The sequence below is a fragment of the Comamonadaceae bacterium OTU4NAUVB1 genome, from assembly GCA_024372625.1.
Taxonomy (GTDB): Bacteria; Pseudomonadota; Gammaproteobacteria; order Burkholderiales; family Burkholderiaceae_C; genus Variovorax.
Genome location: CP099605.1, coordinates 2,181,047 through 2,206,576 on the forward strand (window position 1 = coordinate 2,181,047; position 25,530 = coordinate 2,206,576).

The 25,530-nt window shown below is 71.8% G+C and carries 26 protein-coding genes; 14 read left to right on the top strand and 12 right to left on the bottom strand.

The features are described 5' to 3' along the window. Window positions 1-54: 54 nt before the first annotated feature. Window positions 55-1,611, top strand: a complete 1,557-nt coding sequence (locus tag NF681_13740) for a M20/M25/M40 family metallo-hydrolase (protein UST53377.1) — start codon at window positions 55-57, stop codon at window positions 1,609-1,611. A gap of 70 nt (window positions 1,612-1,681) precedes the next feature. Here the strand turns inward: NF681_13740 and NF681_13745 are convergent, their stop codons facing one another. The 5 genes from NF681_13745 to NF681_13765 all read right to left on the bottom strand — a co-directional run bounded on the left by NF681_13745 (window position 1,682) and on the right by NF681_13765 (window position 6,874). Next, window positions 1,682-2,665 (bottom strand): tripartite tricarboxylate transporter substrate binding protein, encoded by a 984-nt coding sequence (locus tag NF681_13745; GenBank protein UST53378.1) that lies wholly within the window; start codon window positions 2,663-2,665, stop codon window positions 1,682-1,684. A 117-nt stretch (window positions 2,666-2,782) separates the two neighbouring features. Beyond that, window positions 2,783-3,613: a class I SAM-dependent methyltransferase gene (locus NF681_13750; protein UST53379.1), complete on the bottom strand. Its 831-nt coding sequence runs from the start codon at window positions 3,611-3,613 to the stop codon at window positions 2,783-2,785. Next, a complete protein-coding gene (locus tag NF681_13755) occupies window positions 3,610-4,542 on the bottom strand; it encodes a substrate-binding domain-containing protein (GenBank protein ID UST53380.1) in 933 nt (310 codons plus the stop codon). The genes NF681_13750 and NF681_13755 overlap by 4 nt, the downstream gene beginning before the upstream one ends. Window positions 4,543-4,677: 135 nt before the next feature. Beyond that, on the bottom strand, window positions 4,678-5,436 hold the full coding sequence (locus NF681_13760) for an SDR family oxidoreductase (GenBank protein ID UST53381.1): 759 nt from the start codon (window positions 5,434-5,436) through the stop codon (window positions 4,678-4,680). A 40-nt stretch (window positions 5,437-5,476) separates the two neighbouring features. Further along, window positions 5,477-6,874: a mannitol dehydrogenase family protein gene (locus tag NF681_13765; GenBank protein UST53382.1), complete on the bottom strand. Its 1,398-nt coding sequence runs from the start codon at window positions 6,872-6,874 to the stop codon at window positions 5,477-5,479. Window positions 6,875-7,058: 184 nt separating this feature from the next. Between NF681_13765 and NF681_13770 the strand changes: the two genes are divergently transcribed. The 7 genes from NF681_13770 (at window position 7,059) to NF681_13800 (ending at window position 13,004) form a co-directional block, all read left to right on the top strand. Beyond that, the gene (locus NF681_13770) at window positions 7,059-7,796 is read left to right on the top strand and encodes a FadR family transcriptional regulator (protein ID UST53383.1); all 738 of its coding nucleotides are present in this window, start codon (window positions 7,059-7,061) and stop codon (window positions 7,794-7,796) included. Window positions 7,797-7,841: 45 nt separating this feature from the next. Then, window positions 7,842-8,690: a transporter substrate-binding domain-containing protein gene (locus tag NF681_13775; protein UST53384.1), complete on the top strand. Its 849-nt coding sequence runs from the start codon at window positions 7,842-7,844 to the stop codon at window positions 8,688-8,690. A gap of 78 nt (window positions 8,691-8,768) precedes the next feature. Next, complete coding sequence (locus NF681_13780; protein UST53385.1) at window positions 8,769-9,614, top strand: transporter substrate-binding domain-containing protein; 846 nt, start codon at window positions 8,769-8,771, stop codon at window positions 9,612-9,614. 18 nt (window positions 9,615-9,632) lie between these two features. After that, window positions 9,633-10,298 (top strand): amino acid ABC transporter permease, encoded by a 666-nt coding sequence (locus NF681_13785; protein UST53386.1) that lies wholly within the window; start codon window positions 9,633-9,635, stop codon window positions 10,296-10,298. Beyond that, complete coding sequence (locus tag NF681_13790) at window positions 10,295-10,954, top strand: amino acid ABC transporter permease (GenBank protein ID UST53387.1); 660 nt, start codon at window positions 10,295-10,297, stop codon at window positions 10,952-10,954. The genes NF681_13785 and NF681_13790 overlap by 4 nt, the downstream gene beginning before the upstream one ends. After that, entirely contained in the window at window positions 10,951-11,748 is a 798-nt protein-coding gene (locus NF681_13795; protein UST53388.1) for an amino acid ABC transporter ATP-binding protein, read from the top strand. The genes NF681_13790 and NF681_13795 overlap by 4 nt, the downstream gene beginning before the upstream one ends. Before the next feature lie 41 nt (window positions 11,749-11,789). After that, the gene (locus NF681_13800; protein ID UST53389.1) at window positions 11,790-13,004 is read left to right on the top strand and encodes a D-galactonate dehydratase family protein; all 1,215 of its coding nucleotides are present in this window, start codon (window positions 11,790-11,792) and stop codon (window positions 13,002-13,004) included. A 22-nt stretch (window positions 13,005-13,026) separates the two neighbouring features. On the opposite strand, the gene NF681_13805 is transcribed toward NF681_13800, so the two are convergent. The 5 genes from NF681_13805 to NF681_13825 all read right to left on the bottom strand — a co-directional run bounded on the left by NF681_13805 (window position 13,027) and on the right by NF681_13825 (window position 19,145). Beyond that, complete coding sequence (locus NF681_13805; GenBank protein UST53390.1) at window positions 13,027-13,338, bottom strand: hypothetical protein; 312 nt, start codon at window positions 13,336-13,338, stop codon at window positions 13,027-13,029. Window positions 13,339-13,355: 17 nt separating this feature from the next. Next, window positions 13,356-15,230 (bottom strand): TRAP transporter large permease subunit, encoded by a 1,875-nt coding sequence (locus NF681_13810; GenBank protein UST53391.1) that lies wholly within the window; start codon window positions 15,228-15,230, stop codon window positions 13,356-13,358. A 5-nt stretch (window positions 15,231-15,235) separates the two neighbouring features. Beyond that, window positions 15,236-16,249, bottom strand: a complete 1,014-nt coding sequence (locus NF681_13815) for a TRAP transporter substrate-binding protein (GenBank protein ID UST53392.1) — start codon at window positions 16,247-16,249, stop codon at window positions 15,236-15,238. Window positions 16,250-16,308: 59 nt separating this feature from the next. Continuing rightward, window positions 16,309-17,880, bottom strand: coding sequence for an acyl-CoA synthetase (locus tag NF681_13820; GenBank protein UST55778.1), 1,572 nt, complete (start codon window positions 17,878-17,880; stop codon window positions 16,309-16,311). Between the two features lie 95 nt (window positions 17,881-17,975). Beyond that, on the bottom strand, window positions 17,976-19,145 hold the full coding sequence (locus tag NF681_13825; protein UST53393.1) for an acetyl-CoA acetyltransferase: 1,170 nt from the start codon (window positions 19,143-19,145) through the stop codon (window positions 17,976-17,978). Between the two features lie 133 nt (window positions 19,146-19,278). Between NF681_13825 and NF681_13830 the strand changes: the two genes are divergently transcribed. Continuing rightward, a complete protein-coding gene (locus tag NF681_13830) occupies window positions 19,279-20,097 on the top strand; it encodes an IclR family transcriptional regulator (protein ID UST53394.1) in 819 nt (272 codons plus the stop codon). Window positions 20,098-20,110: 13 nt separating this feature from the next. Here the strand turns inward: NF681_13830 and NF681_13835 are convergent, their stop codons facing one another. Beyond that, window positions 20,111-20,992: a LysR family transcriptional regulator gene (locus NF681_13835; protein UST53395.1), complete on the bottom strand. Its 882-nt coding sequence runs from the start codon at window positions 20,990-20,992 to the stop codon at window positions 20,111-20,113. A 109-nt stretch (window positions 20,993-21,101) separates the two neighbouring features. Between NF681_13835 and NF681_13840 the strand changes: the two genes are divergently transcribed. From NF681_13840 to NF681_13860, 5 genes are all read left to right on the top strand, one after another. Next, the gene (locus NF681_13840) at window positions 21,102-21,680 is read left to right on the top strand and encodes a DUF296 domain-containing protein (protein UST53396.1); all 579 of its coding nucleotides are present in this window, start codon (window positions 21,102-21,104) and stop codon (window positions 21,678-21,680) included. After that, entirely contained in the window at window positions 21,670-22,071 is a 402-nt protein-coding gene (locus NF681_13845) for a DNA-binding protein (protein ID UST53397.1), read from the top strand. The genes NF681_13840 and NF681_13845 overlap by 11 nt, the downstream gene beginning before the upstream one ends. 54 nt (window positions 22,072-22,125) lie before the next feature. After that, entirely contained in the window at window positions 22,126-22,923 is a 798-nt protein-coding gene (locus NF681_13850) for an SDR family oxidoreductase (protein UST53398.1), read from the top strand. A gap of 4 nt (window positions 22,924-22,927) precedes the next feature. Further along, a complete protein-coding gene (locus tag NF681_13855; GenBank protein ID UST53399.1) occupies window positions 22,928-23,818 on the top strand; it encodes a hypothetical protein in 891 nt (296 codons plus the stop codon). A gap of 101 nt (window positions 23,819-23,919) precedes the next feature. Then, window positions 23,920-24,678, top strand: coding sequence for a substrate-binding domain-containing protein (locus NF681_13860; GenBank protein ID UST53400.1), 759 nt, complete (start codon window positions 23,920-23,922; stop codon window positions 24,676-24,678). A gap of 38 nt (window positions 24,679-24,716) precedes the next feature. Here NF681_13860 and hpaI read toward each other — a convergent pair whose 3' ends face one another. Next, window positions 24,717-25,517 carry a 4-hydroxy-2-oxoheptanedioate aldolase gene (hpaI, locus tag NF681_13865; protein ID UST53401.1) on the bottom strand — a complete coding sequence of 267 codons (801 nt, stop codon included), beginning with the start codon at window positions 25,515-25,517 and terminating at the stop codon, window positions 24,717-24,719. Window positions 25,518-25,530 lie beyond the last annotated feature (13 nt).

Genomic DNA, 25,530 nt, shown 5'->3' on the forward strand with positions numbered 1-25,530 from the left:
CCGGTGCCGCGGCCCCGCGCCGCGGACCCGGGCCTCCGCGCGTATCCTGGGCGGATGACCCTTCCACTCCGCCACCCCCTCCCCGCCGCGCTCGCGGCGCTGGCGCTCGCCCTGGGCGCCGCCCTCCCGTCGCAGGCCGCCGAACTCGCCCCCGCCACCGCGGCGCGGTTCGCCCAGGCCACCTATCGCGACTACTTCGACCTCCTGGCACTGCCCAACGACGCCATCGTCCCGGCCGACGTCCGCAAGAACGTCGACTGGCTCGAGGGCGCCTTCCGCCAGCGCGGCTTCACGACGCGCCAGCTCGCCAACGACGGCAAGCCGATGCTGTTCGCCGAATTCCCCGGCGCCGACCCGGCGCGCAGGACGGTGCTGTTCTACATGCACCTCGACGGCCAGCCGGTGATCCCGGCGCAATGGGCTCAGAAGAGCCCGTGGACGCCGGTGCTGAAGCAACGCAGCGCCAAGGGCGAATGGGAGGAGATCGACGCCGCCGCGCTGCTCGACGCCAAGGCCCCGTTCGACCCCGAGTGGCGCGTGTTCGGCCGCTCCTCGGCCGACGACAAGGCGCCGATCATGATGTTCCTGGCCGCCATCGACGCGCTCAAGGCCCAGGGCGCGGCCACCGGCGTCAACGTCAAGGTGCTGCTCGACAGCGAGGAGGAGAAGGGCTCGCCCACCATCGGCACGGTGATGCGCGCGAACCTGGCGCTGCTGCGCACCGACGCCATCGTCATCCACGACGGCCCCATGCACGCCACCAACCGCCCGACGCTGATCTTCGGCAACCGGGGCGCGGCGGCGGCGCGGCTCACGGTCTACGGCGCCAAGGTGCCCCTGCACAGCGGGCACTACGGCAACTACGCGCCCAATCCGGCGCAGCGGCTGGCGACCCTGCTGGCGTCGATGAAGGACGACACCGGCCGCGTCGCCATCCCCGGCTACTACGACCGCGTGAAGCTCGGCGAGGCCGAACGCCGCGTCATGGCCGCCGTGCCCGACGACGAGGCCGCGATGCGCCGCCGCCTGGGCATCGCCCGGGCCGACGCCGTCGGGGCCAACTACCAGGAAGCGATGCAGTACCCCTCGCTCAACGTGCGCGGCATGGCCTCGGCGGCGGTGGGCGACAAGGTGGCCAACATCGTGCCCGACCAGGCCGTGGCCGACCTCGACCTGCGCACCACGCCCGACTCCGACGCCAAGTACCTGGGCGGCCTGATCGAGGCCCATCTGCGCAAGCAGGGCTACCACCTGGTGCCCGGCGCGCCGAGCGACGAGGACCGCGCGCGCCACGACAAGCTCGCCACCTTCACCTACCAGACCGGCGGCTCGGACGCGGCCGGCACGCCGATCGACTCGGCCGTCGGCGCCTGGGCTTACGGCGCGATGACCGAGGCCTTCGGCCGCGCGCCCGAGCCGGTGCGCATCCGCATGATGGGCGGCACCGTGCCCACGGCCGAGATCGTGGAGGCGCTGCGCGTGCCCTTCGCCATCGTGCCGCTGGTCAACGCCGACAACAACCAGCACGCGGCCAACGAGAACATGCGCATGGGCAACTACGTCGACGGCATCCGCACCATCTACGGCCTGCTGACGAGTCCGCTGCGCTGACGCCCGGGGGGCCGCCGGGAGGCGCCGGCGGCCCGGCCCCCGCCCCGCCCCGCTGCGCCGTCGCCCCGCCTCACATCCGGATGCCGGCGGCCCGCACGGCCGGGCCGAGCGTGGCGACCTGCTGCCTGACGAAGGTTGCGAACCCGGCGGTGGTCTCCGGCCGCACGACGATGCCCAGCTCGGCCGTCTTCTTCTGCACCTCGGGCAGCGCCAGCACCTCGTTGCACGCGTCGTGCAGGCGCGCGACGATGTCGGCGGGCAGCTTCGCCGGGCCGGACAGGCCGAAGAAGTTCTCCAGCACCAGCCGGGGCTGGCCGACTTCCGCGATGGTCGGCACGTCGGGCAGCAGCGGCGAGCGCTGCGCGCCGGTGACGGCCAGCGGCACCAGCTGGCCGGACTTGAAGAACGGCACGTAGGCGGTGACGACGTCGATGCCCACCGGAATGGTGTTGGCGATCAGGTCGGTCGTCATCGGCGCACCGCCACGGTAGGGCACGTGCACCATCTGGATGCCGGTCGACTTCTTGAGGAGTTCGCCGTGGATGTGGCCGATGGAGCCGGGACCGCCGGAGCCGAACTCGATCTGCCCGTCCTTGCGCGCCTTCTTCTCGAAGTCGGCGTACGACGCGATGCCCGAGGGCTTGCTCGCCATCAGGACGAGCGGCGCGCCGCCGAGGTAGGCGATGTGCGTGAAGGCCTCGACCGGGTCGTAGGGCTGCTTCTCCAGCGCGAAGGGACCCAGCGCGATCGGCGTGCTGTTCGACAGCATGAGCGTGTGACCGTCGGCCGGCGCCGCGGCGACCTGCACGCCGCCGATGGTGCCGCCGGCGCCCGGCTTGTTGTCCACCACGACCGCCTGGCCGAGCTTGCGCGAGAGCTGCTCGGCCATCACGCGCGCCAGCACGTCGCTGGCGCCGCCGGGCGGAAAGGTCACGATGATCTTGACGGGCCGGTCGGGCCACTGGGCGAAGGCGGGCAGCGCGGCGGCGGCCGCGCCGGCGGCCAGCGTCCCGAGGACATGGCGGCGCGAGACGGCCGGGAGGTGGAGGTTCATGGCGGAGCGGGTTCGAGGTGGTTCGGAGTCGCGCCGCGGATGCGGCACGCCGATCCACCCCGAAGCACGAACCGCGCCCGTGCCGGGCCGTGCGGCCCGGCGCCCGCGTGCTGCCGCTCAGGGCGCCTTGCGGAACACCACCACGTGCTGCCACGGCAGGCCCGCCGCGGTGCGCTCCCAGGTCAGGGCCTGGACCTCGGCCTCGCGGCGGATCTGCGCCTCGCTCATCTTGTGCAGGGTCTTGATCGGCACGGCCGGGTCCTCGGCGCGGTACTCGACGAAGACCACGCGGCCGCCCGGCTTCAGGGCGCGCACGATGCTCGCGAGCACCTCGTGCGGCCGGGCCAGCTCGTGGTAGACGTCCACCATGACCGCCAGGTCGACCGAGCCGGGCGCGAGGCCCACGTCGGTCTCGGTGCCCAGCGAGGGCGCGATGTTGGCGATCCCCTCGCGCCGGGCGGCCTGGCCGAGCAGCGCCACCATCTCGGGCTGCACGTCCACCGCCAGCACCCGGCCCGCGGGCGCCACCGCGCGCGCCATGCGCCGCGACAGGTAGCCCGTGCCGGCGCCGACGTCGGCGACGACCAGCCCGGGACGCAGGTCGAGCAGGCGCAGCAGCACGTCGGTGCGCTCCTCCTTCTCGCGCTCCTCGCGCTCCAGCCACGCCGCGCCCTGCCAGCCCATGACCTGCGAGATCTCGCGTCCCATGTAGCGCCGGCCGATGCCGTCGGCGCTGGGCGGCGTCGCGGTGTAGCGCTCGGCCGGGGCGGCGGACCGCGCCTCGGCCGGCGCCACGGCCGCTGCCTGGGCCGGCGCGAGCGACGGCGCGAGCAGCAGCGCGGCGCCGGCCGCCCATGACGCGAGGGCCGGCGCACGCCACGTGCGCGAGGGACGACCTTCGCCCGACGGCGCCGGGCGCGGCCCGGACGACGCGGCGCGCGCCATCATCGCGTGGGCATGGCGGCCGGCACGGCCGGCATCGCCGCCACCGGCTTCTTCACCGGCTCCAGCCCGCTCTTGCGGATGACGGGCTCGGCCGCCGACGAGGTGAAGTACGCGATCATGTCCCGCGCCGCCTGCGGCTGGCGCGCCGTGGTGGCGATGCCGGCGGAGAACACCGTCATGCGCTGCACCTCGGGCGGCAGCACGCCGATGAAGTCGGCGCCGGCCACCGGCAGCAGTTCGCTGACCTGCTGAAGGCCCAGCGCGGCGTCGCCGCGCGCCACCACGGTGGCCACGCGCTCGCTCAGGATGCGCTGGCTCTTGGGCTTGACCTGCGCTTCCAGGCCCAGGTTCTTCAGCATCTCGGTCTCGTAGTAGGTGCCGCTCGCGCTGGCCGAGTAGGCGATCGAGGGCGCCGCGAGCAGCGTGCGCTTCAGCGCCTCGACCGTGCTGATGTCGGGACGGGGCGCGCCCTTCTTCACCGACATGCCGATGAGCGAGTTCACCAGGTCGACCTGGCTGCCCGCCACCACCTTGCCCTGCGCCACCAGCGCGTCGAGCGCCGGGCGCGCCAGGATGACCACGTCCACCGGCTCGCCGCGCGTCATGCGGCTGGGAATGGAGTCGACCGCGCCGCCCATGGACGAGCCGTAGGCGGTCTTGACCACGCTGCCGCTCAGGCGCTCGTAGGCCGGGCGCAACTCGTCGTAGGCGGCGGCGAAGCCCCCGGAGGTCATCACGTTGATCTCGGTGGTGACCGGCAGCGGCGCGATCGGCGCGGAGGTCGGCTTGCCCAGGCCGGCGCAACCCGCGAGCGCGACGGCGGCGAGCCAGACGGCGGCGCGGCGCGTCACCGGCGCGATGCGGGAGGTGGCCGGCGACGTGACGTCGTCACGCTCGGCGTCGGAGCGGGCGGTGGAGGCGGAAGGATGCATGGGATGTCTCGGTGATGAAGAGGAACGAGGGAGTGCGCCCATGCTAGGGCGCCAGCCTGTCATTCCGCCATCAACCGCCTCGGGGTTATCACCGAGGCGCACGGGTCCGGCGGATCGCGCCGCGACGCCGGTGGCTCAGTCGAACTGCAGGCCGCCGTTGAGGTCCAGCACTTCGCCGGTGATGAAGCCGCTCATCGGATGGGCCAGGAACAGCACGCTGTGGGCGAGTTCCTCCAGCTCGCAGAAGCGGCCGACCGGAATCTTGGCGCGCAGCTCGGCCTGGCGTTCGGGGCTCACCTGATCGGTCAGCATCTGCGTCTTCACGAAGGTCGGCGCCAGCGCGTTGCAGGTGACGCCGAAGGCGGCGTACTCGCGCGCGAAGCTGAAGGTCAGCGAGATCACGCCGCCCTTGCTGGCCGCATAGGCGGGCACGGGCGACAGGCCGCCGGTCTTGGCGCCGAAGGAGGCCATGTTGACGATGCGCCCGAAGCCGCGCGCCTTCATGCCCGGCGCCACGCACTGGCTCACGAAGAAGACGCCGTCGAGGTTCACGCGCAGGGTCTTGTGCCACAGCGCGGGCGTGGTCTGCTCGCAGTTGGCGTAGGCGAGGAAACCGGCGTTGTTGACGCAGACGTCGATGCGGCCGAAGTGCGCGTCGACCGCGCCGCACACGGCCTGCACCTGCGCGGGGTCGCTGACGTCCATGACGAAGCACGCCAGCCGGTCGCCGTGGGCGGCCAGGGTGGTGGCGACGGCGTCGGTGCGCAGGTCGGTGGCGGCCACGCGATAGCCGGCCTCGAGCAGGGCGCGGGCGATGGCCAGGCCCATGCCGGCGTTGGCGCCGGTCACGAGGGCGACCTGGTCGGCGATGGCGGGGGTGTCGAACGGGTTCATGCAGGGGTCTCGCTGAAAAGGGAAAGAAGGAAAAGCAAGGTCAGGCGTGGTGGCCGGCCATGGAGGCGTCCGCCGCCAGCTCGGCCAGCGCCGTGGCGACGTCGCCCGCCTGGATGCGTTCGAGCCAGTGCGTCACGCGCGCTTCCCAGCGCGGATCGCCGGCGAGGTCGGCATCCCAGACCTCGGCCACGGCCAGCAGCGCGCGCACCGTCGCGGCGGCATCGCCAGCGTGTCGGTGCGCGAGTCCGTGCAGCGCGGCACCGCGCGGGTCGGCGATCACGTAGTCGTTCCCCTGCTCGTCCGTGCCCCTCAGGTAGCGGAACCAGACGGCGGTGGCGAAGGCCAGCGGCTCTACGTCCAGACCGGCGGCCAGGCGCTCGCGCAGGGTCGGCCCCCAGCGCAGCGGGATCTTCAGCGAACTGTCGCCGGCGATCTGGTGCACCTTGTGCTGCAGCGCCGGATTGGCGAAGCGCTCGAGCAGCGCATCGCGGTAGGCGGCCCCGCCGGGACGCGACAGGTGCGGCATGACCATGCGCGTCATGTAGCCGTGAACGAAGTCGCGCACCGCCGCAATCGCCACGCCGTCGGACACCGTCCGCCATCCCTGCACCGCGCCGACGAGCGCCAGCGCGGTGTGGCTGCCGTTGAGCATGCGCAGCTTGGCGTCCTCGAACGGCTTGACGTCGTCGACCACCGTCACGCCGGCGGCGGCCAGCACGGCGGCGTCGGCCGGGTCGGCGAAGCGCCGCTCGATCACCCACTCCCAGAAGGCCTCGGTCGCCAGCGCACCCGCGTCGTCCACGCCGAGCGCGGCGGCGGCGTCGGTGCGCTGACGCTCGGTGGCCGCCGGCACGATGCGGTCGACCATGCTGTTGGGAAAGGCGCACCGGGCGTCGATCCAGGCGGCCAGCCCGGGGTCGCTCCCGCGCGCCGCCGCGTCCAGGCACAGGCGCCGCAGCTTGCGACCGTTGTCGGACAGGTTGTCGCAGGAGGCCACGGTCACCCCGTCGAGGCCCACCGCGCGCCGGGCGGCCAGACCGGCGACCAGCAGGTCGGCCAGCGGCTCGCCATAGCCCTTTTCCGTGACGGTGAGCGTGACCCAACGGGTGGCCGGCGCCGCCAGCGCGTCGATCACCTGCTGCGGTTCGCGCGCCGCCACGCAGGTGCGCAGCAGCGCGCCGACCACCTGCCAGCGCACGCCCGAGCGGTCGGCGACCTGGACCGCGTAGAGGCCGTCCTGCGCCGCCAGCGCGTCGGCCAGCGCGGTGCTGCGCATGGCCACGCCCAGCACGCCCCAGCGCCGGTCGCCGGCCTGGAGCAGGTCGTCGAAGACCACGGCCTGATGGGCGCGATGGAAGGCGCCCAGCCCCAGGTGGACGACGCCGACCTGCGCGCGCGCGCGGTCGTGGCGCGGCAGCGTCGTGGACGCGGGAGGCATCGAACGGAATGCCTGGGCGAGTCGGTCGGAGCGGGGGGCATCGGGTGGAGACATCGGGTGCGTCCTGCGGTTGAAGACCGACGATTGGACAACTGGACCAACCAATCATGCGTCGTGGTAAACCACTATTCGGCTCAAGTGGCCGACCAATTAGCATTTGGTCCAACCAATTATGCAAAGCGCCATGCCTCTCCATCTCATCCAGTCCGGCGACGAGCCCGATGCCGCCGCCCCGAAACCCGCCGACCGGTCCTACCAGCGGCTCGCCGCGCAACTGCTGTCGCTGATCACCCAGGGCGAGTTCAAGGTCGGCGAACGGCTGCCGTCGGAGCGCGCGCTGGCCGAGCGTTTCGACGTCAGCCGCACGTCGGTGCGCGAGGCGACCATCGCGCTGGAGCTGCAGGGCGTCGTGGAGGTGCGCGGCGGCTCCGGCATCTACGTGACGCAGGCGCCGGCCGCGCCGGTGATGCAGAACGCCTTCATGCCCGCCACCGAGCCCGGCCCCTTCGAGCTGCTGCGGGCCCGCTGCCTGATCGAGTCGGAGATCGCCGCGCTGGCCGCCGAGACCCGCAAGGACCGGGACCTCGACCTCGTCTTCTCGGCCCTGGCCGACATGCGCGAGAACATCGACGACAAGGAGAAGAACGAGGCGGCCGACGAGCTGTTCCACCTGCGCATCGCCGAGTCGACCGGCAACAGCGTGCTGCTGCAGATGGTGACGGGCATGTGGGCGCAGTCGAAAGGCCCGGTGTGGACCCAGATGGAGGGCCACTTCCACACGCCCGAGCTGCGCATGGCCTCGCACGCCGACCACCAGCGAATCTTCAAGGCCCTGCTGGGCCGCGATCCGGTCGCCGCCCGCAGCGCCATGCGCGCGCACCTCGAGCGCGTCATCGGCGAGTTCGCGCAGGCCTGGCGCTGAGGCCGCGCCCGCAGTCGAACGCTCCCCCTTTTTCAAGGAGACGACATGGACAAGCAACCGGGACGTCGCGCGCGCGCGCGGCAGGTGTTCGCCGGACTCGCGCTGGCCGCGATCGGGGTCGTGGCCGGGGCACAGACGCCACCCCCGCCAGGAGCGAGCCCGCGCATCGACGCCATCCGCAAGGCCGGCGAACTGCGCGTGGGCGTGCTGCAGAACACGCCGTGGCTCAACGAGAACACCACCGGCAGCGGAGCGGCCTGGAACGGCCCGGCCTGGTTGCTGGCGACCGAGTACGCGCGGCTGCTCGACGTGAGGCTGCGTCCCGTGGCCGTGTCGCACGAGACCAAGGTGCCGGTCCTCGCGGCCAACCAGGTCGACATGACCATCAGTCCGCTGGGCGAGACGCCCGAGCGCCTGAAGGTGGTCGACTTCGTCATCTACTCGACCACCAGCGTGTGCATGTTCGGACGCGCCGGCAACGAGAAGCTGGCCCGGGTGACCACGGTCGACGACCTCGACAGCCCCGACATCACCATCGCCTACTTCACCGGCGGCGCCGAGGAGAACTGGGTCAAGGAGCGCTTTCCGAAGGCGAAGCTGCGCGCCGTGGCCAGTTCGGGCGCCACCGCGCCGGTCGAGGAGATCATGGCCCGGCGCGCCGACGCGGCGCCGATCAACCGCGTCCCCTGGGTCGGCCTGGACCGGAAGGTCAAGGGCCTGGTGGTCTACCCGAGAGACAACAACTGCCAGGGCAGCAAGGAAAAGGCATCGCCCGTGGGCCTCGCGGTCGACAGGAACCAGGGCGTCTACCTCGACTGGCTGCGCAGCGTGGAAAAGACCCTGCAGCCCACGCTCGCCGCCGACGAGAAACGCATCGTCGAGCAACTCAAGTAAGCGATCCGCGGCGCCCGCCGCCCAGCGCAATGCCTGGTCCGCATTGCATCGACACACCCAAGAACCGGAGACACCGACATGCCCAAGAACACCTTTCGCCTCGACACCGCCAAGGCCCTCGTCGCCACGGCCCTGCTGGCCGGCGCCTCGTTCGCCGCCATGGCCCAGACACCGCCGCCGGGCGCCAGCCCGCGCATCGACGCCATCCGCAAGGCCGGCGCGCTGCGCGTGGGCGTGGTCAACAACCCGCCGTGGCTGGCGCAGAACACCACCGGCGAGGGCGAACCGTGGTCGGGACCGTCGTGGCTGCTGGGCAAGGAATTCGCCAAGCTGCTGGGCGTGCGGATCGAGCCCGTGCCGGTGAGCCACGAGACCAAGGTGCCGGCGCTGATCTCCAACCAGATGGACATCATGATCGGCCCGCTCAACCAGAACGCCGAGCGCTCCAAGATCATCGATTTCGTGACCTTCTCCAGCACCGGCGTGTGCATGTTCGGCCGCGCCGACAACCCCCGGTTCACCGGCGCCAAGACGCTGCAGGACTTCAACAGGCCCGAGATCACGATGGCCTATTTCTCGGGTGCCGGCGAGGAGCCGATGGTGCGCGAGCAATTCCCCAACGCGAAGCTGCGCGGCGTGGCGAACTCCGGCTCGGTCGCGCCCATCGAGGAGGTCATGGCGGGACGCTCCGACGTCGCACCGCTCAACCGCATGCTGTGGCCCAACATCAGCAAGAAGGTCAAGGGCCTGGCGGTGTTCCCCAAGGAGAACAACTGCCAGGACAGCAAGATCTTCGAGATCAAGACCGGCATGGGCGTGAACAAGAACGAGCAGGTCTTCCTGGACTGGCTGCGCGAGGTCGAGAAGCGCATGCAGCCGGCGCTCGCGGCCGAGGAAGTCCGCATGACGCAGAACCTGAAATAAGTCGGCCGCCCGGTTCCCATGGACGTCGACCTCTCACCGCTGACCGACAACTGGCGCTTCTTCGCCAGCGGCTTCGGCGTGACCATCGCGCTGAGCGTGATCAGCGCGATCACCAGCATCCTCGCCGGCCTGGTGATCGCCCTGCTGCGCCTGTACGGGCCGCGCTGGCTCGGCGTGGTGCTGACCTTCTACGTCGACACCATGCGGGCCATCCCGGTGCTGGTGGTGCTGGTGTGGATCTACTTCGCCTTCCCGATCCTGGCCGGCGTGACCTTTCCGCCGTTCTGGGCGGCGCTGGTCGCGCTCACGCTGCACATCGCGGCCTACGCCTCGGAGATCGTGCGCGCGGGCATCGAGTCGATCCGGCCCGGCCAGACCCGCGCCGGCCTGGCCATCGGCATGTCGCGCGCGCAGATCCTGCGCAGGATCGTGCTGCCGCAGGCCACCATCCGCATGCTGCCGGCCTTCGGCTCGGTCCTCACCATGGCCATCAAGGACACCGCCATCGCCACCGTGATCGCGGTGCCCGAGCTGATGCACCGCGCCGAGACCGTCGCCGGCCAGAGCTACCGCCCGGTGGAGGTGTTCACGTTCGTGATGGTCCTGTATTTCCTGCTGCTGTTCCCGGTCACGCGCGTCGTCGACCGGCTCTACCAGCGGCTCGCACACCTGGGACGCTCATGACACTCGATTGGAACGTGGTCTGGACGAACCGGGACGCGCTGCTCCAGGGCGTCGCGCTGACGATCGGCCTGACGGTGGCGACGATGCTGCTGGCCGTGCCCGGGGGCATCGTGCTGGCGCTGATGCGGCTGTCGCCGAACCGGCTGGTGAGCAATGCCTCGCTGTGGTTCGTCGAGTTCTTCCGCAACCTGCCGCTGATCCTGGTCATCTACTGGGCGTTCTACGTGATGCCCATGGCCTTCGACGTGCAGTTCTCGGCCCTCACGACCGCCCTCGTCGCGCTGGTGCTCAATGTCTCGGCCTACAACGCCGAGACCTTCCGCGCCGGCATCAACTCGATCCGCAAGGGCCAGATGGAGGCCGCGCTGGCCATGGGCATGTCGCGCCGCCAGGCGATGTTCAAGGTCGTGATCCCGCAGGCCGCGCGCCGCATCCTGCCGGTCATCGCGAGCACATGGATCTCGCTGTTCAAGGACACGTCGCTGGTCTCGGTCATCGCCGTGGGCGAACTGGCCTACACCGCCATGCAGATCCGCGCGCAGAGCTTCCGCGTGCTGGAGATGCTCACCGCCATGGCCGTGCTCTATTGGCTCATGGGCTATCCGCAGGCCAAGCTGGTCGACTGGATCCACAAGAAGTACGGAGTCAAGGAATGAACGGTTCCACCATCATCGCCCCCCTCGCAACCCCCGAGCGCAAGGGCGCCGACCGGCCGCCCGTGCTCGTCTACGACAACGTGCGCAAGCTCTATGGCGACTTCGTCGCCCTGAACGGCGTCTCGCTGCAGGTCAACAAGGGCGAGGTGATGTGCCTGATCGGCCCGTCGGGCTCGGGCAAGTCGACCCTGCTGCGCTGCACCAACGCGCTCGAGACCCTCGACGGCGGTCGCGTGCTGCTCGACGGCGTGCCGCTGCCGTCGCGGGAATCCGAAGTGCGCAAGGTGCGCCAGCGCATGGGCATGGTGTTCCAGAGCTTCGAGCTCTTCCCGCACAAGTCGGCGCTGGACAACGTCGCCATGGGCCCGATCACGGTGCTGGGCATGGACGAGGCGCAGGCCAGGAAACGTGCGATGGCCCTGCTGGAGAAGGTCGGGCTGGCCGCCAAGGCGGGCAACTTCCCGGCCAACCTCTCGGGTGGTCAGCAGCAGCGCGTGGCCATCGCCCGGGCACTGGCGATGGAGCCGGAGGTGATGCTGTTCGACGAACCGACGTCCGCGCTCGACCCGGAGACCGTGGGCGAGGTGCTCAACGTCATGAAGAAGCTCGCCGAGGAAGGCATGACGATGATCGTCGTGACGCACGAGATGAGCTTCGCCCAGCGCGTCGCCAACTGGGTGGTGGTGTTCGAGAACGGCGCGATCCTGGAGGAAGGTCCGCCCGGCCAGATCTTCGAGCACCCCACCGTGGCGCGCACGCGCGACTTCCTGGGCCACCTCGGCTGGAACGGCTGAACGCCGCCCCGCCCCCCGCCCCCCTCCGGACCGACCCACCCATGAAAATCACCAACGCCCGCGTCATCGTCTGCAGCCCCGGACGCAACTTCGTCACCCTGAAGATCGAGACCGACGAGGGCCTGAGCGGCATCGGCGACGCCACGCTCAACGGCCGCGAGCTGGCCGTCGCGGCCTACCTGCTCGAACACGTCGTGCCCTGCCTGATCGGGCGCGACGCGCACGCCATCGAGGACATCTGGCAGTACCTCTACAAGGGCGCCTACTGGCGGCGCGGACCGGTCACGATGAGCGCCATCGCGGCGGTGGACACGGCGCTGTGGGACATCAAGGCCAAGGCCGCCGGCATGCCGCTCTACCAGCTGCTCGGCGGGGCCAGCCGCACCGGCGTGATGGTCTACGGCCACGCCAACGGCAGCGACATCGAGCACACCGTCGACGAGGTGCTGCGCTACGCCAGCCTGGGCTACAAGGCGATCCGCGCGCAGAGCGGCGTGCCGGGGCTCGACAAGGTCTACGGCATCGGCCAGGCCGGCGCCAAGGTCTACGACCCGGCCGACGCCAGCCTGCCGGGCGAGCACGACTGGTCGAGCGAGAAGTACCTGCGCTTCGCACCGAAGCTGTTCGAGCGCATCCGCGAGAAGCTGGGCTTCGAGCACCACCTGCTGCACGACGTGCACCACCGCCTCACGCCCATCGAGGCGGCCCGCCTGGGCAAGTCGCTCGAGCCGTGCAGCCTGTTCTGGATCGAGGACCCGACGCCGGCCGAGAACCAGGAGGCCTTCCGCCTGATCCGCCAGCACACCACCACGCCGATCGCGGTGGGCGAGGTCTTCAACAGCCTGTGGGACTGCAAGGACCTGATCGAGAACCAGCTGATCGACTACATCCGCGCGACGGTCGTGCATGCCGGGGGCATCACGCACCTGCGCCGCATCGCCGACCTGGCCGCCATCTACCAGGTGCGCACCGGCTGCCACGGCGCCACCGACCTGTCGCCGGTGTGCATGGGCGCGGCGCTGCACTTCGACCTCTGGGTGCCCAACTTCGGCATCCAGGAGTACATGGCGCACACCGAGGAGACCGACGCCGTCTTCCCGCACGCCTACACCTTCGACCAGGGCATGCTGCACCCGGGCGAGGCGCCGGGCCACGGCGTCGAGATCGACGAGAAGCTCGCCGCGAAGTACCCCTACGAGCGCAAGTACCTGCCGGTCAACCGCCTGCAGCACGACGGCACGCTCTGGAACTGGTAGCGCCGGCGGCGCGGTGGCCGGCTCAATCCGCCGACCCGTCGCCGAACGCCTCCAGCAGCGCGTCGACGAAGCGCCGCGAGCCCGTCAGCGTGAGCGCGATCGCGTGCCAGCCGCCCTCCTCCACCACGACCTGGAGGTCGTCGTCCCAGTCCATGCCCTCGTCGAGCGGACCGCGCGTGTGCGGGAAACGCACGCCGGCCCAGTCCAGCACGCGCCGCACCTCGGCCATCACGGCGGGATGCTGCGCGGCGGCGGTGGAGGCCACCGCCTCCAGGGCGAGGTCGCCGTCGGCGTCCTCGCTGAGTTCGAAGTGGAGGTAGCGCAGCGCGGGCATCGGCGCGACCGGCGCGGCTACAGCACGCCGGTGGAGATCACCGGCAGCGCCGCGATGACGATCAGGCCGACGACGAGCGCGGCGATGTAGGGCCAGATCGCGCCCATGGCCTCGTCGGGCGAGACGTTGCCGATGCGGCAGGCGATGTAGAAGCCCACGCCGATCGGCGGCATCATCAGGCCGATGTTCATGGCCACCACCACGACCATGGCGTAGTGCACGTCGTTGATGTGCAGCGCGCGCGCGATGGGGAACATCAGCGGCGCCATCAGCAGCAGCGCCGGCAGGCCCTCGAGCACGCAGCCCAGCGCCAGGAACAGGACGATGGTCACCGCCATGAAGCCCCAGGCGCCGCCGGGCAGGCTGGTCATGAAGCCGGCGATCGACTGGGCCACCCCCGACTGCGTGATGGCCCAGGCCATCGCCAGCGCGGTGCCCAGGATCATCAGCACCGCGCCGCTGAGCGCGGCCGTCTCCACCAGCATGGCGTAGAACCGGCGCGCACCGATGCCGCCGTAGAGCACCATGCCGATCGCCATGGCGTAGAGCACCGCGATGGTCGAGACCTCGGTGGCCGTGGCCACGCCGCCGCCGACCGCGCCGCGGATGAGGAACGGCAGCACCAGCGCCGGCCCGGCCACCAGCAGCGACTTGCCGATGGTGGCCAGGGACGCGCGCCGCACGCCGGTCATGTCCTCCTTGCGCGCCTTCCAGCGCGCGAGCACGCCCAGCGCCACCAGCAGCACGGCCGCCACGGTCACGCCGGCCTGGAACAGCCCGGCGATGGACACGCCGGCCACCGAGCCCAGCACGATCAGCACGATGCTCGGGGGCACCGTGTCGGCCATGGCCGCGCCGGTGGACAGCAGCGCGATCATCTCCTTGGGCTTCTGGCCGCGGCGCTTCATCTCGGGGAACAGCGCGGGCGCCACGGTGGCCATGTCCGACACCTTGGAGCCGGAGATGCCCGAGACGATGAACAGCGAGCCCAGCAGCACGTACTGCATGCCGCCCTTCACGTGGCCGACCAGCGAGGCGAGGAATTCGATGATCGCCTTGCCCATGCCGGTGGCGTCGAGCACGCAGCCCAGCAGCACGAAGATCGGCACCGACACCAGGATCATGCTGGACATGCCCTCGTCCATGCGGCCGATCACCACGTCGATCGGGATCTGCGTGCTGAAGGCCAGGAAGCACACCGTCCCCATGCCGAAGCAGAACGCGATCGGCACGCCGGCGAGCAGCGCGACGCCCACGAAGCCGATCAGGAACAGGGCGATGTTGAGGTTGCCCAGCTCGCCGATGGCCGGCGCGAGCCACCAGCAGGCGCCACCGATCGCCGCCACCACCGCCGCGGCCGTGGCCAGCTCGGTGGCCGTGCACTGGCGCCAGGCCTGCGCGAGCACCGTCAGCAGCATGGCGCCGATGCCGAAGGCGATGGCCGCCACCCGGAAGCTGTTGGGGATGTCGAGCGCGGGCAGCGACACGATCCACTCGCTGCGCACGTACTCGATGGCCGGCTGCAGCAGCGCGCCCAGGAACGCGGCGACCACCAGCAGCCCGAAGGCGTTGACGTACCCCTGCGCGCGCGGGGGCAGCTTCTGCAGGAAGACGGTCAGGCGCAGGTGCTCGTTGCGGTGGATGGCGATGACCGAGCCGATCATGGCCAGCCACAGGAAGCAGATCGACACCACCTCGTCGATCCAGACCACGGAGATCGAGAACAGGTAGCGCGAGCAGACCCCCGCGAGCATGAGCAGGATGATGGCCGCGCCCAGCGCGGCCCCCGCCACCTCCACGGGGCGCATGAGGAGGCCGCTCGCGGGCGCGACCGGCGGCGCCAGGTCGTCGGGCAGGGCGAAGGCGGCGGCCGGGTCGCTGGTCGTCGTCATGGCGCTCAGGCGAGCTTGCCGGTGTATTTCTCGAGCAGCGCCCAGGCGTCGTCGCCGAACTTCTTCTTCCACTCCTCGTAGAACTTGGCCTCGCGCAGCTTGGCGCGGAAGACCTCGGCGTTGGTGTCGTTGAACTCCATGCCCTTGGCCTTGAGGTCGACCATCAGGCTGTCGTTGAGCTTCCTGACCTCGGCGCGCTGCTTCAGGCCGGCCTCGGCGATGTGGTGCGCGACGATCTCGCGCAGGTCGGCCGGCAGGCGGTCCACCGCGCGCTTGTTGCCCAGGAACCAGAAGCCGTCCCACATGTGGTTGGTGATGGAGCAGTACTTCTGCACCTCGTTGAGCTTGGCCGTGGACACGATGGCCAGCGGGTTCTCCTGGCCGTCGACGATCTTCGTCTGCAGCGCGGTGTAGACCTCGGCGAAGTTGATGGTGGTGGGCGAGGCCTCGAAGGCCTTGAACATGGAAACCCAGAACGGGCTGGGCGGCACGCGCATCTTCATGCCCTTGAGGTCGTCGGGCTTGGTGATGGCGCGCGTGCTGGTGGTCATCTGGCGATAGCCGTTGTCCCAGATCTTGTCGAACGCGACGATGGTGCCGGTGGCCGCGATCTGCTTGCGCACGTGCGCGCCGAGCTCGCCGTCCATGGCGGCCCAGACCTGGTCGTAGTCCTTGAACGCGAAGCCCACGCCGCTGATCTGCGCCGACGGCACCAGGGTGCCCAGGATCAGCGGGGACAGCGTGAAGAACTCGAGCGCGCCGTTGCGCAGCTGCGAGATCATGTCGGTGTCGGTGCCCAGCTGGCTGCTCGGGAACACCTTGATGTCGACCCGGCCCTTGGTGTCGGACAGGATCTTGGCGACCATCTCGTTGGCGCACACGTTCATCGGATGGGTGATGGGCAGGTTGTTGCCGTACTTCATCGTGAATTCGGCCTTCTGCGCGCGCGCCAGGGGCGCGAGGGTCGGCAGGGCCAGGGCGGCGGTGCCCGTGAGCAGGGTGCGGCGATTGAGTTGCATGGGTTTGTCTCCTCGATTGGATGTCAGTGGATCGGTCGTTCGTTCGCTCGGTCGGTCGTTCAGCCGGTCGCCGGCTCGGTGAAGTCACCGCGCTCCGAGAGCAGCCGGCGCACGTCCTTCTTCACGATCTTGCCGTAGCCCGACTTGGGCAGCGCGTCCCAGAAGAACACGTGGTGCGGCCAGCGGTAGCGCGCCAGCCGGCCGTCCAGGAAGGCCAGCAGCGCGCCCGCGTCCAGCACCGGCGCGCCGGGCGCGCGCACCACGACCGCGGCCCCCACCTCGCCCCATTTGGGGTCGGGCAGGCCCAGCACGGCCACCTCGGCGATGCCGGGATGGGCGAGCAGGACCTCCTCGACCTCGCGCGGGTAGACGTTGGAGCCGCCGGAAATGTACATGTCCGACTCGCGCCCGGTGATGTAGAGCAGTCCGCGCGCGTCCAGCCGGCCCAGATCGCCGGTGTGGAACCAGCCCCCGCGCAGCGCCTTGGCCGTGGCCTGGGGGTCGCCGTGGTAGCCGCCGAACACGGCCGGGCCGCGGCAGCAGATCTCGCCGACCTCGCCGGCGGGCAGCGGCCGCAGCTGGGGGTCGAGGATCGCCACCTCCATGCCGACGCGCGGGCGGCCGCAGGCGCCGATGTTGGCCTCGGGCGAGGCGTCGTCGGCGTCGTGCATCTCGCGCGGCAGCACGGTGATGCAGCCGGTCACCTCGCCCAGGCCGAAGTACTGCACCAGCACCGGCCCCAGCGTCTGCAGGGCGCGCTTCTGGTCGGCGCGGTACATGGGGGCGCCGGCGTAGATCACGTAGCGCAGCGAGCCGTGGTCGTGGGCGTGGACGGCCGGGTGCTCGACCAGGATCTTCACGATGGTGGGCACGGTGAACAGGTTGGTCACGCGGTGGCGCGCCACCAGCTCCCAGAAGACGGCCGGATCGAGCCGGTCCGAGGGCAGCAGCACCGTGGCCGCGCCGCGCGCCACGTTGAGCAGCGCGTGGATGCCCGCGCCGTGCGAGAGCGGCGCCACGGCGATCGAGCAGTCGCGCTCGGTGGTGCCCGGGATCAGGTCGGCCAGGTGGTTGGTGACCACGAAGCCCATCTGGCCGTGGGTCAGGATGCCGGCCTTGGGCTTGCCCGTGGTGCCCGAGGTGTAGAAGAACCACAGCGGGTCGTCGGCGTGCACCACGGCCTCCGGCACGCGCTGGCCCAGGCCCTGCGCGACCAGCGACTCGTAGTCGTGCTCGCCCGCGCGCGGCGCGCCGATGGCGATCACCTCGCGCAACGCCGGCGACGCGGCGCGCACCGCGTCGGCGTGGGCGGCGAAATCGGACTCCACGATCATGGCGACCGCGCCGCTGGAGGCGCCCAGGTAGGCGACCTCGCCGGGGGTCAGCCGGAAGTTCGTCGGCACCCAGACGCAGCCCAGCCGGAAGGCGGCCCAGCCGCTCTCGAACAGCTGGCGGTTGTTGCGCGAGTGCACCAGGATCGCGTCGCCCTTGCGCAGTCCGAGGCGGTGCAGCGCGTGGGCCATGGCGTCCACGCGGCGGTCGATCTCGGCCCATGACCATTGGCGATCACCCTGGATGAGGCCCGGGCGCTGCGGGTGCAGCCGCGCGGTCTGGGTCAGCAGCTGCGCCAGGTTGCACGCGCGCGGGCTGCCGGCCGCCGGAACGTCGGCCGCCTCCGCCGGGGTGTCCGTGCCGTGCGCGAGCGCCGGCGCGGTCAGGACCGCGCTCACGCGGTCGCCTCCAGCACGCTCAGGTAGTTGGCCACGGCCGCGCCGCCCATGTTGAAGACCGCGCCCAGCCCGGCGCGCGGCACCTGCATGTCGCCGGCGGTGCCGGAGAGCTGCATCGCGGCCATGACGTGCTGCGACACGCCGGTCGCGCCGATGGGATGGCCGCGCGACTTGAGCCCGCCCGACGGATTGACCGGCAGCCGGCCGTCGGCGCGGCTGACCCCGTCGAGGATCACGCGGGCGCCCTGGCCGTGCGGCGCCAGGCCCATCGCCTCGTACTCCAGCAGTTCGGCCACGGTGAAGCAGTCGTGCGTCTCGACGAAATGCAGGTCGTCCAGGCGCGCGCCGGCCGCGTCGAGCCCGCGCCGCCAGGCCAGCGCCGCGCCCTCGAAGCGCGTCACGTCGCGCTGCGACAGCGGCAGGAACTCGTTGACCTGGGTGCGCGAGCGCCAGCGCACGGCCGGCACCCGGGCGCCGGCGACGGGCGCCATGGAGATCACCAGCGCGGCCGCGCCGTCGGACACGAGCGAGCAGTCCGAGCGCTTGAGCGGCCCGGCCACGAACGGGTTCTTCTCCGACGGCTGGCGGCAGAAGTCGAAGCCCAGGTCGCGCTTCATGTGCGCCCAGGGGTTGCGCACGCCGTTGGCGTGGTTCTTCGCCGAGATCGCCGCCAGGGCGTCGGACTGGTCGCCGAAGCGTTCGAAGTAGGCCGAGGCGATGGTGCCGAAGACGCCCGCGAAGCCGCCCGGCGTGTCGCCCTCCTCGCGCACGTAAGAGCAGCGCAGCAGCACCTCGCCGATCTGCGCGTTGGGCAGGGTGTTCATCTTCTCCAGCCCCACCACCAGCGCGTGGCGCATGCGGCCGCTGGCCACCGCGTCGAGCGCCGCCCAGATCGCGGCGGAACCGGTCGCGCAGGCGTTCTCCAGCCGCACCGAAGGCGTGTGGCGGAATTCCGGGAACGCCAGTCCGGCCAGCGCGCCGCTGAAGTCCTGGCGCAGGAAACCGCCGTTGAAATGACCGACGAAGACACCGTCGATGTCCGCCGGCGTCAGCCCGGCGGTGTCCATCGCGCCCTGCGCCGCTTCGCGGAACAGGTCGTGCGCCTCGATCGCGTCGTGCTTGCCGAACGGCGTGTGGCCCCAGCCGATGATGTGTGCTTGCGTCATTCTGGTTCACTATGTGGACTAGGCGATGCCGAAGCGACCGGGTCCGTGGGTTGCAATGGCACTGACGATAATGAACATTCACGCCGGATCACCCCCGGGATTTCATTCGAACTGCGACAAAGAGGTTCAACATATGGACCAGATGATCCGGGTAAGCCCTGAGCCCCAGGCCACGCCCGACCTCACCGCCGGGGCCCAGACGCTGCGTCGGGGCCTCGCCGTGCTGCGCCTGCTGACCCGCGTGGGCCCCGGCGGCCTGCGCATGGGGGAGATCGTGCGCCGACTCGACCTGCCCAAGGCGACGGCGGTGCGCCTGACGCGCACGCTGCTCGACGAAGGCTTCGTCATGCACGACCGGGGCTCGGGCGCCTACCGGCTCGGTCCCGAGGCCTTCGCGGTCGGCCTGGCGGCCGAGCCCAGCTACGCGCTGCAGCGCCTGGCCGCGCCGACGCTGCGCGCACTGGCGCTGGAGTCGGGCGACACCGTGTTCTTCGGCGTGCTGCACGGCATCGAGAGCATCTGCCTGTCGCGCGACGAGGGCGACTTCCCGATCCGCAACCAGCTCGTCAAGCCGGGCGACCGCTTCCCGCTGGGCGTGGGCGCGGGCGCCGTGGCCACGCTCGCGGCCCTGTCGGACGAGGCGGTGCGCGACATCCTCGCGCGCAACGCCGCGTGGCGCTCGGAACACTACCCGCGCTGCACCGACGCGGCCATCCTGGCGCTGGTGAGCGAGACCCGCGCGCGGGGCTACTGCGTCAACCCGGGTCTGGTGCTGGAGAGCGCCTGGGCGGTGGGCGTGCCGGTCTACGACGCCAACGGCCGCACCGTGGGCTCCGTCAGCATCGCCGCCATCGAGCAGCGCCTCGGACCGGCGCGCGCGGCCCAGCTGGGCAACCGCCTGATGCAGGCCAGCGAGGCGCTCACCCGGATGCTCGCGGCGGGCGGCGCCTGAGGCGGCCGCGCGTTCAGGCCCGCGGCAGCAGGTCGACGAAGGCCCGCACCGTCGGCGCGTCGTCGTCGGCGCGCCAGGCCGCGCCGGTCTCGATCTCGGCGCGCGGGCCGCCGCCGCGCAGCGGCCGGTAGGCCACGCCCTCGCGCCCGAGCACCTGCACGCACGAGGGCACCAGCGCCACGCCGATGCCCCCGGCCACCAGGCTCACGATGGTGGGCATCTGGCGCGCCAGGAAGATGCGCGGACTGAAGCCGTGGCGCATGCAGGTGCTGACCACGGTGTCGAACATGGTCGGGCCGAAGCGCCGCTCGAAGCACAGGAACTGCTCGCCGGCCAGATCCTCCAGCGCCACGCTCGCGCCCCGCGCGCACGGGTGCGCCGCCGGCAGCGCCACGACCAGCGGGTCCAGGCACGTGGTGCGCCAGGCCAGCATCGCCGGCAGCTCGGGCGACGCGAAGACGCAGCCGACGTCCAGCGTGCCAGTCTCCAGGTCGCGCAGGATCTGGTCGCTGGTCGACTCGTGCAGCGCCACCCGCACGCCCGGGAAATCCAGCGTGAACTGCCGCAGCGCGCCCGGCAGGAACGAGCACGCCGCCAGGCTGATGAAGCCGATCGCCAGCGTGCCGGCCTGGCCCGAGGCCGCGTCGCGCGCGTGCGCGCGCAGCGACTCGGTGCGCGCGAGCACCGCGCGCGCGTCGCGCAGCGCCTGCTCGCCGCCCGGCGTCAGCGCGATGTGGCGCGAGGTGCGCTCGAACAGCCGCAGCCCCAGCTCCGTCTCCAGTTCCTTGATGGCCAGGCTGACCGGCGGTTGCGACAGCCGCAGGCGCGCGGCGGCGCGGCCGAAGTGCAGCTCCTCGGCCACGGCGATGAAACAGCGCAGGTGACGCATCTCCATGGTTTTGCGAATCAATCCATCTGAATTCCAAACTTCTGCAAATGTAGATGCGTTCCTAGAATCGCCCGGCGCCACGAGCGCGACCCCCCTCAGAACGGAGACAACCGCCATGCAAGCCCCTGCCGCGATCCGGCACGCCGGCACCCCGCCGCGCCCCCGCATCCTCGTCCACCCCGGTCCCTTCGATCCCGTGCGCATCCGCAGCCGCAGCAGCGCCCACGGGCGTCACCTGCGCCTGCTGCTGACGCCCGGGGCCACGCTGCTGGAGGCCCTGGTCGAACCGCTGACGCGCCGTGGCATCGCCAGCGCGTCGACCACGATCCTCGGGGGCGACTTCGAGCGGCTCGACTACTGCGTCGCGTCGCCCGACCCGTCGCGCTCGGCGGTGATCGCCTACACCCGGCCGATGGCCGCCGGTCCGGCGTGGATGGTGTTCGGCAACGCCACGATCGGCAAGGGCCTCGACGGCCTGCCGCTGGTGCACTGCCACGCGGCGATCCGCACCCGGGAGGGCGTGGTGCGCGGCGGCCACGTCGTGCCGACGACCAGCCGCATCGGCGCGCGGCCCATCGCGGTGCTGGTCACCTCGCTCGACGAGTTCGAGCTGCGCGTGGCCTTCGACCCCGAGACCAACATCGCGCTGATGCAGCCCGGCACCGCGTCCACGGAGGCGGCCCATGACGAGTGATCCCGCCCGCGTGGAGAGCGGCCGCATGGGCCGCGTGGCCTATGCCCGCATCGCGCCCAACGAGGACCTGGTGCAGGGTGTCGAGAAGCTCTGCCTGGCGCACGGCTTCCGCAACGCCTTCGTGCGCGGGGCGCTCGGCAGCCTGGTCGATGCCTGCCTCGGCACGCTCGACGGCGGCTGCCGCCACGTCCGCGGCCCGGCTGTGGAGATCGTGAGCCTGGCCGGCGAGGTGCGCTCGCAGGCCGACGGCTCGGTCGTCGCGGCGCTGTCGGGCGTGGTCGCCGACACCGCCGGCCAGGTCCACGGCGGCCCCTTCGTCGCCGGCGCCAACCCCATCTGCATGACCTTCGAGGTGACCCTCGAGGAGTGGCTGCCCGACGCGGCGCACTGATCCCTTTTCCCCGTCCATCGCGACTTTTCCCCCATCCAACGGAGACACCCCCTCATGGCATCGAACGACATCTCCTCCGCGCCCGTCGCGGTGATCACCGGCGGCGCGCGCGGCATCGGCCTGGCCGTGGGCGAATGGTTCCTCGCCCAGGGCCATCGCGTGGCCCTGCTCGACATCGACGCCGCGACGCTGGAGGCCACGGGCGCGCGACTGGCCCAGCCCGACCGGGTGCTCGCCGTGCCCTGCGACGTGTCGGACCCCGAGCGGGTGCAGGCCGCCATCGACCGCGTGGCCGAGACCTTCGGCCGCATCGACGCGCTGGTCAACAACGCCGGCGTGGCGGTGTTCAAGCCGATCGGCGACACCTCCTTCGCCGAATGGCGCCAGGTGCTGTCGGTCAACCTCGACGGCGCCTTCCTGTGCAGCCAGGCCTGCGTGCCGCACATGCTGCGCGGCGGCCGCGGCGGCGCCATCGTCAACATCGCCTCCATCTCCGGCCTGCGCGCCAGCACGCTGCGGGTGGCCTACGGCACCAGCAAGGCGGCGCTGATCCAGCTCACCAAGCAGCAGGCGGTGGAACTGGGCACCGTGGGCATCCGCGCCAACGTCATCGCGCCCGGGCCGGTGGAGACCGAAATGGCCAAGCTGGTCCACAGCGTGGCGATCCGCTCCGACTACCACGACGTGATCCCGCTGGAGCGCTACGGCACCGTGCAGGAGATCGCCTCGGCGGTGGGCTTCCTGTGCAGTCCGGCCGCCAGCTACGTCAACGGCCAGGTGCTGGCCGTCGACGGTGGCTTCGAGGCGGCCGGCGTCGGCCTGCCCACGCTGCGCAAGACCGCGCGCGGCTGAGCCCGTGGGCGACCACCGCCGCACGCCCGTGCGCCGCATCCAGCACTTCGGCCCGCGCGACGCGCAACGGCTGCAGGCCGTCGAATGCCGGCTGAGCCACGCTGCGCTGTCGCTGCCCGGAGATGCCGACCTGCTCGGCGCGCTGGCCGGGGCCGTGGCCGGCCACGGCGTGCGCAGCGCGGTGTGCACCCTGCGCGGCGGCACGTTCTCGCGCCTGGGCTTCGTGATGCCCGCGCTGTCGCGCGACGCGGAGCACGCCGTCTACTACAGCGAACGCCACCTGCCGGCGGTGCCGGTGGCGCTGGCGTCCGCCACGGTCACGGTCGGCCTGCGCGAGGGCCGGCCCTGGTTCCACTGCCACGGCGTCTGGCGCGACGCCGGCGGCCGGCGCCTGGCCGGTCACGTGCTGCCCGACCAGGCCCGCATCGCCGAGCCGATCGCCGCCTCGCTGTGGCTGGTGCACGGCGCCGACTACGTGGTCGGCCGCGACGCCGAGACCCGCTTCGACCTGTTCCAGCCCGTCGCGCACGGCGCGGCGACCGGCCACGGCGGCGCCGCCTTCGCGCTGCAGGTGCGGCCCAACGAGGACATCTGCCAGGCGCTGGAGGCGCAGTGCGCGGCGCGCGGCATCGCGCACGCGCGGGTGCGCGGCGGCGTGGGCAGCCTGGTCGGCGCGGTGTTCGACGACGGCCGCACGGTCGAGCCCTTCGTGACCGAGGTGCTGGTCCACGACGGCCGCCTCGCCCCCGGCGACGACGGCGCGCCGCGCGCCGCCCTGGACGCGAGCGTGGTCGACCACACCGGTGGCCTCGCGCACGGCCGGCTCGCGCGCGGGTGCAATCCGGTGCTGGTGACGTTCGAGCTGGTGGTGGAGCCGGTGGCGGCCGACGCCTGACGCGCGCGGCGGGCCCGACGCGGCCAGCGGCACTAAAGTCGGTGGCCCGTCCGGTGCACCGCCATCACCGGCTTTCCCACCCAATCCCCACGGAATCCCCCATGCGCCGCATCCTCGCCCCCCTCCTGATCGCCCTGGGCGCCCTCGCCGCCCCGGCCCGCGCCGACGACATCAAGGTGCTGACCGCCGGCGCCTTCAAGCCGATCGTGGTGGCCGCGGTGCCGGCCTTCGAGGCCCGCACCGGGCACCGCGTCGAGGTGCAGAACGACACCGCCGGGGCGCTGTCCAGACGCATCGCCGCCGGCGAGCGCTTCGACGTGCTGATGCTCACGCCGGCGCTGCTGCAGCCGCTGGGCGCGAGCGGCCGCGTGGCGGCCGACAGCATCGTCCCGCTGGCGAAGGTGAGCATCGGCGTGGCGGTGAAAGCCGGCGCGCCGCTGCCCTCGGTCGCCACGGTCGAGGCGTTCCGGCAGGCACTGCTCGACGCGCGCCGCGTCGCCTACATCGACCCGGCCTCGGGCGGCTCCAGCGGCATCTACCTCGACGGCCTGTTCCAGCGCCTGGGCGTCGCCGAGGCCGTCCGCGCCAAGGCGGTGCTGGTGCCCGGCGGCCTGGTCGCCGAGCGTCTGGTCACGGGCGAGGCCGACCTGGCGATCCACCAGATCAGCGAGATCCTGCCGGTGGCCGGCGCGACGCTCGTCGGCCCGCTGCCCGATTCGATCCAGAACGACACGACCTACGCCGGCGCCGTCGCGGCCGACAGCGCGCACGCCGACGCGGCGCGCGCCTTCCTCGCCGCGATGACCGCGCCCGAAGCCGCCGCGACGCTGCGCGCCAAGGGCATGCGGCCGGCGCGCTGAGCGACGCACCGGACCGGCCGGTGGCGGAAGGTGCCGGGTCAGTAGGCCGTCGAGGCCACGGCGCTCACCGCGCGCTCGGTGCCCAGGCCGAACTCGCCCGCCAGCCGGCGCGCGGCCTGCACCATCAGCACCAGTTCGATGCCCACGGCGACGAAGGTCGCGCCCAGCTCGAGGTAGCGGCGCGCCAGCGCCGGATCGCCGGTGAGCGTGCCGGCGGCCTTGCCGCTGGCGACGATGGTGCGGATGGCCCATTCGATGGCCGCCTGCACCTCCGGATGACCGGGCGCGCCGCGATGCCCCATCGACGCGGCCAGGTCGGCCGGGCCGATGAAGACGCCGTCCACGCCGTCGACCTCGCAGATCGCCTGCAGGTGGTCGAGCGCGGTGGTGGTCTCGGCCTGCACCAGCAGGCAGACCTCGTCGTTGGCCGCGCCCAGGTAATCGCGTCGCGCACCCCAGCGCGATGCCCGCGCGGCCGCCGCGCCCACGCCGCGCACGCCCTGCGGCGGGTAGCGCGTGGCCGCGACCAGGGCACGCGCCTGCTCGGGCGTGTCGACCATCGGCACCAGCAGGTTCTGCACGCCGATGTCGAGCAGCTGCTTGACCAGCGCCGTGTCGCCGGTGACGGCGCGCACCACCGGCTGTCCCGGGTAGGGCGCCACGGCCTGCAGCTGCGCCAGGGTGCTGCGCACGTCGTTGGGCGCGTGCTCGCCGTCGATCAGCAGCCACTGGAAGCCGGCCGTGGCGCAGGCTTCGGCGCTGTAGGGATGCGCCATCGACAGCCAGAGGCCGACCTGCGGGGCACCGGCGGCGAGCGCCTGCTTGAAGGGGTTGTTCATGGGGTGCGTGTCC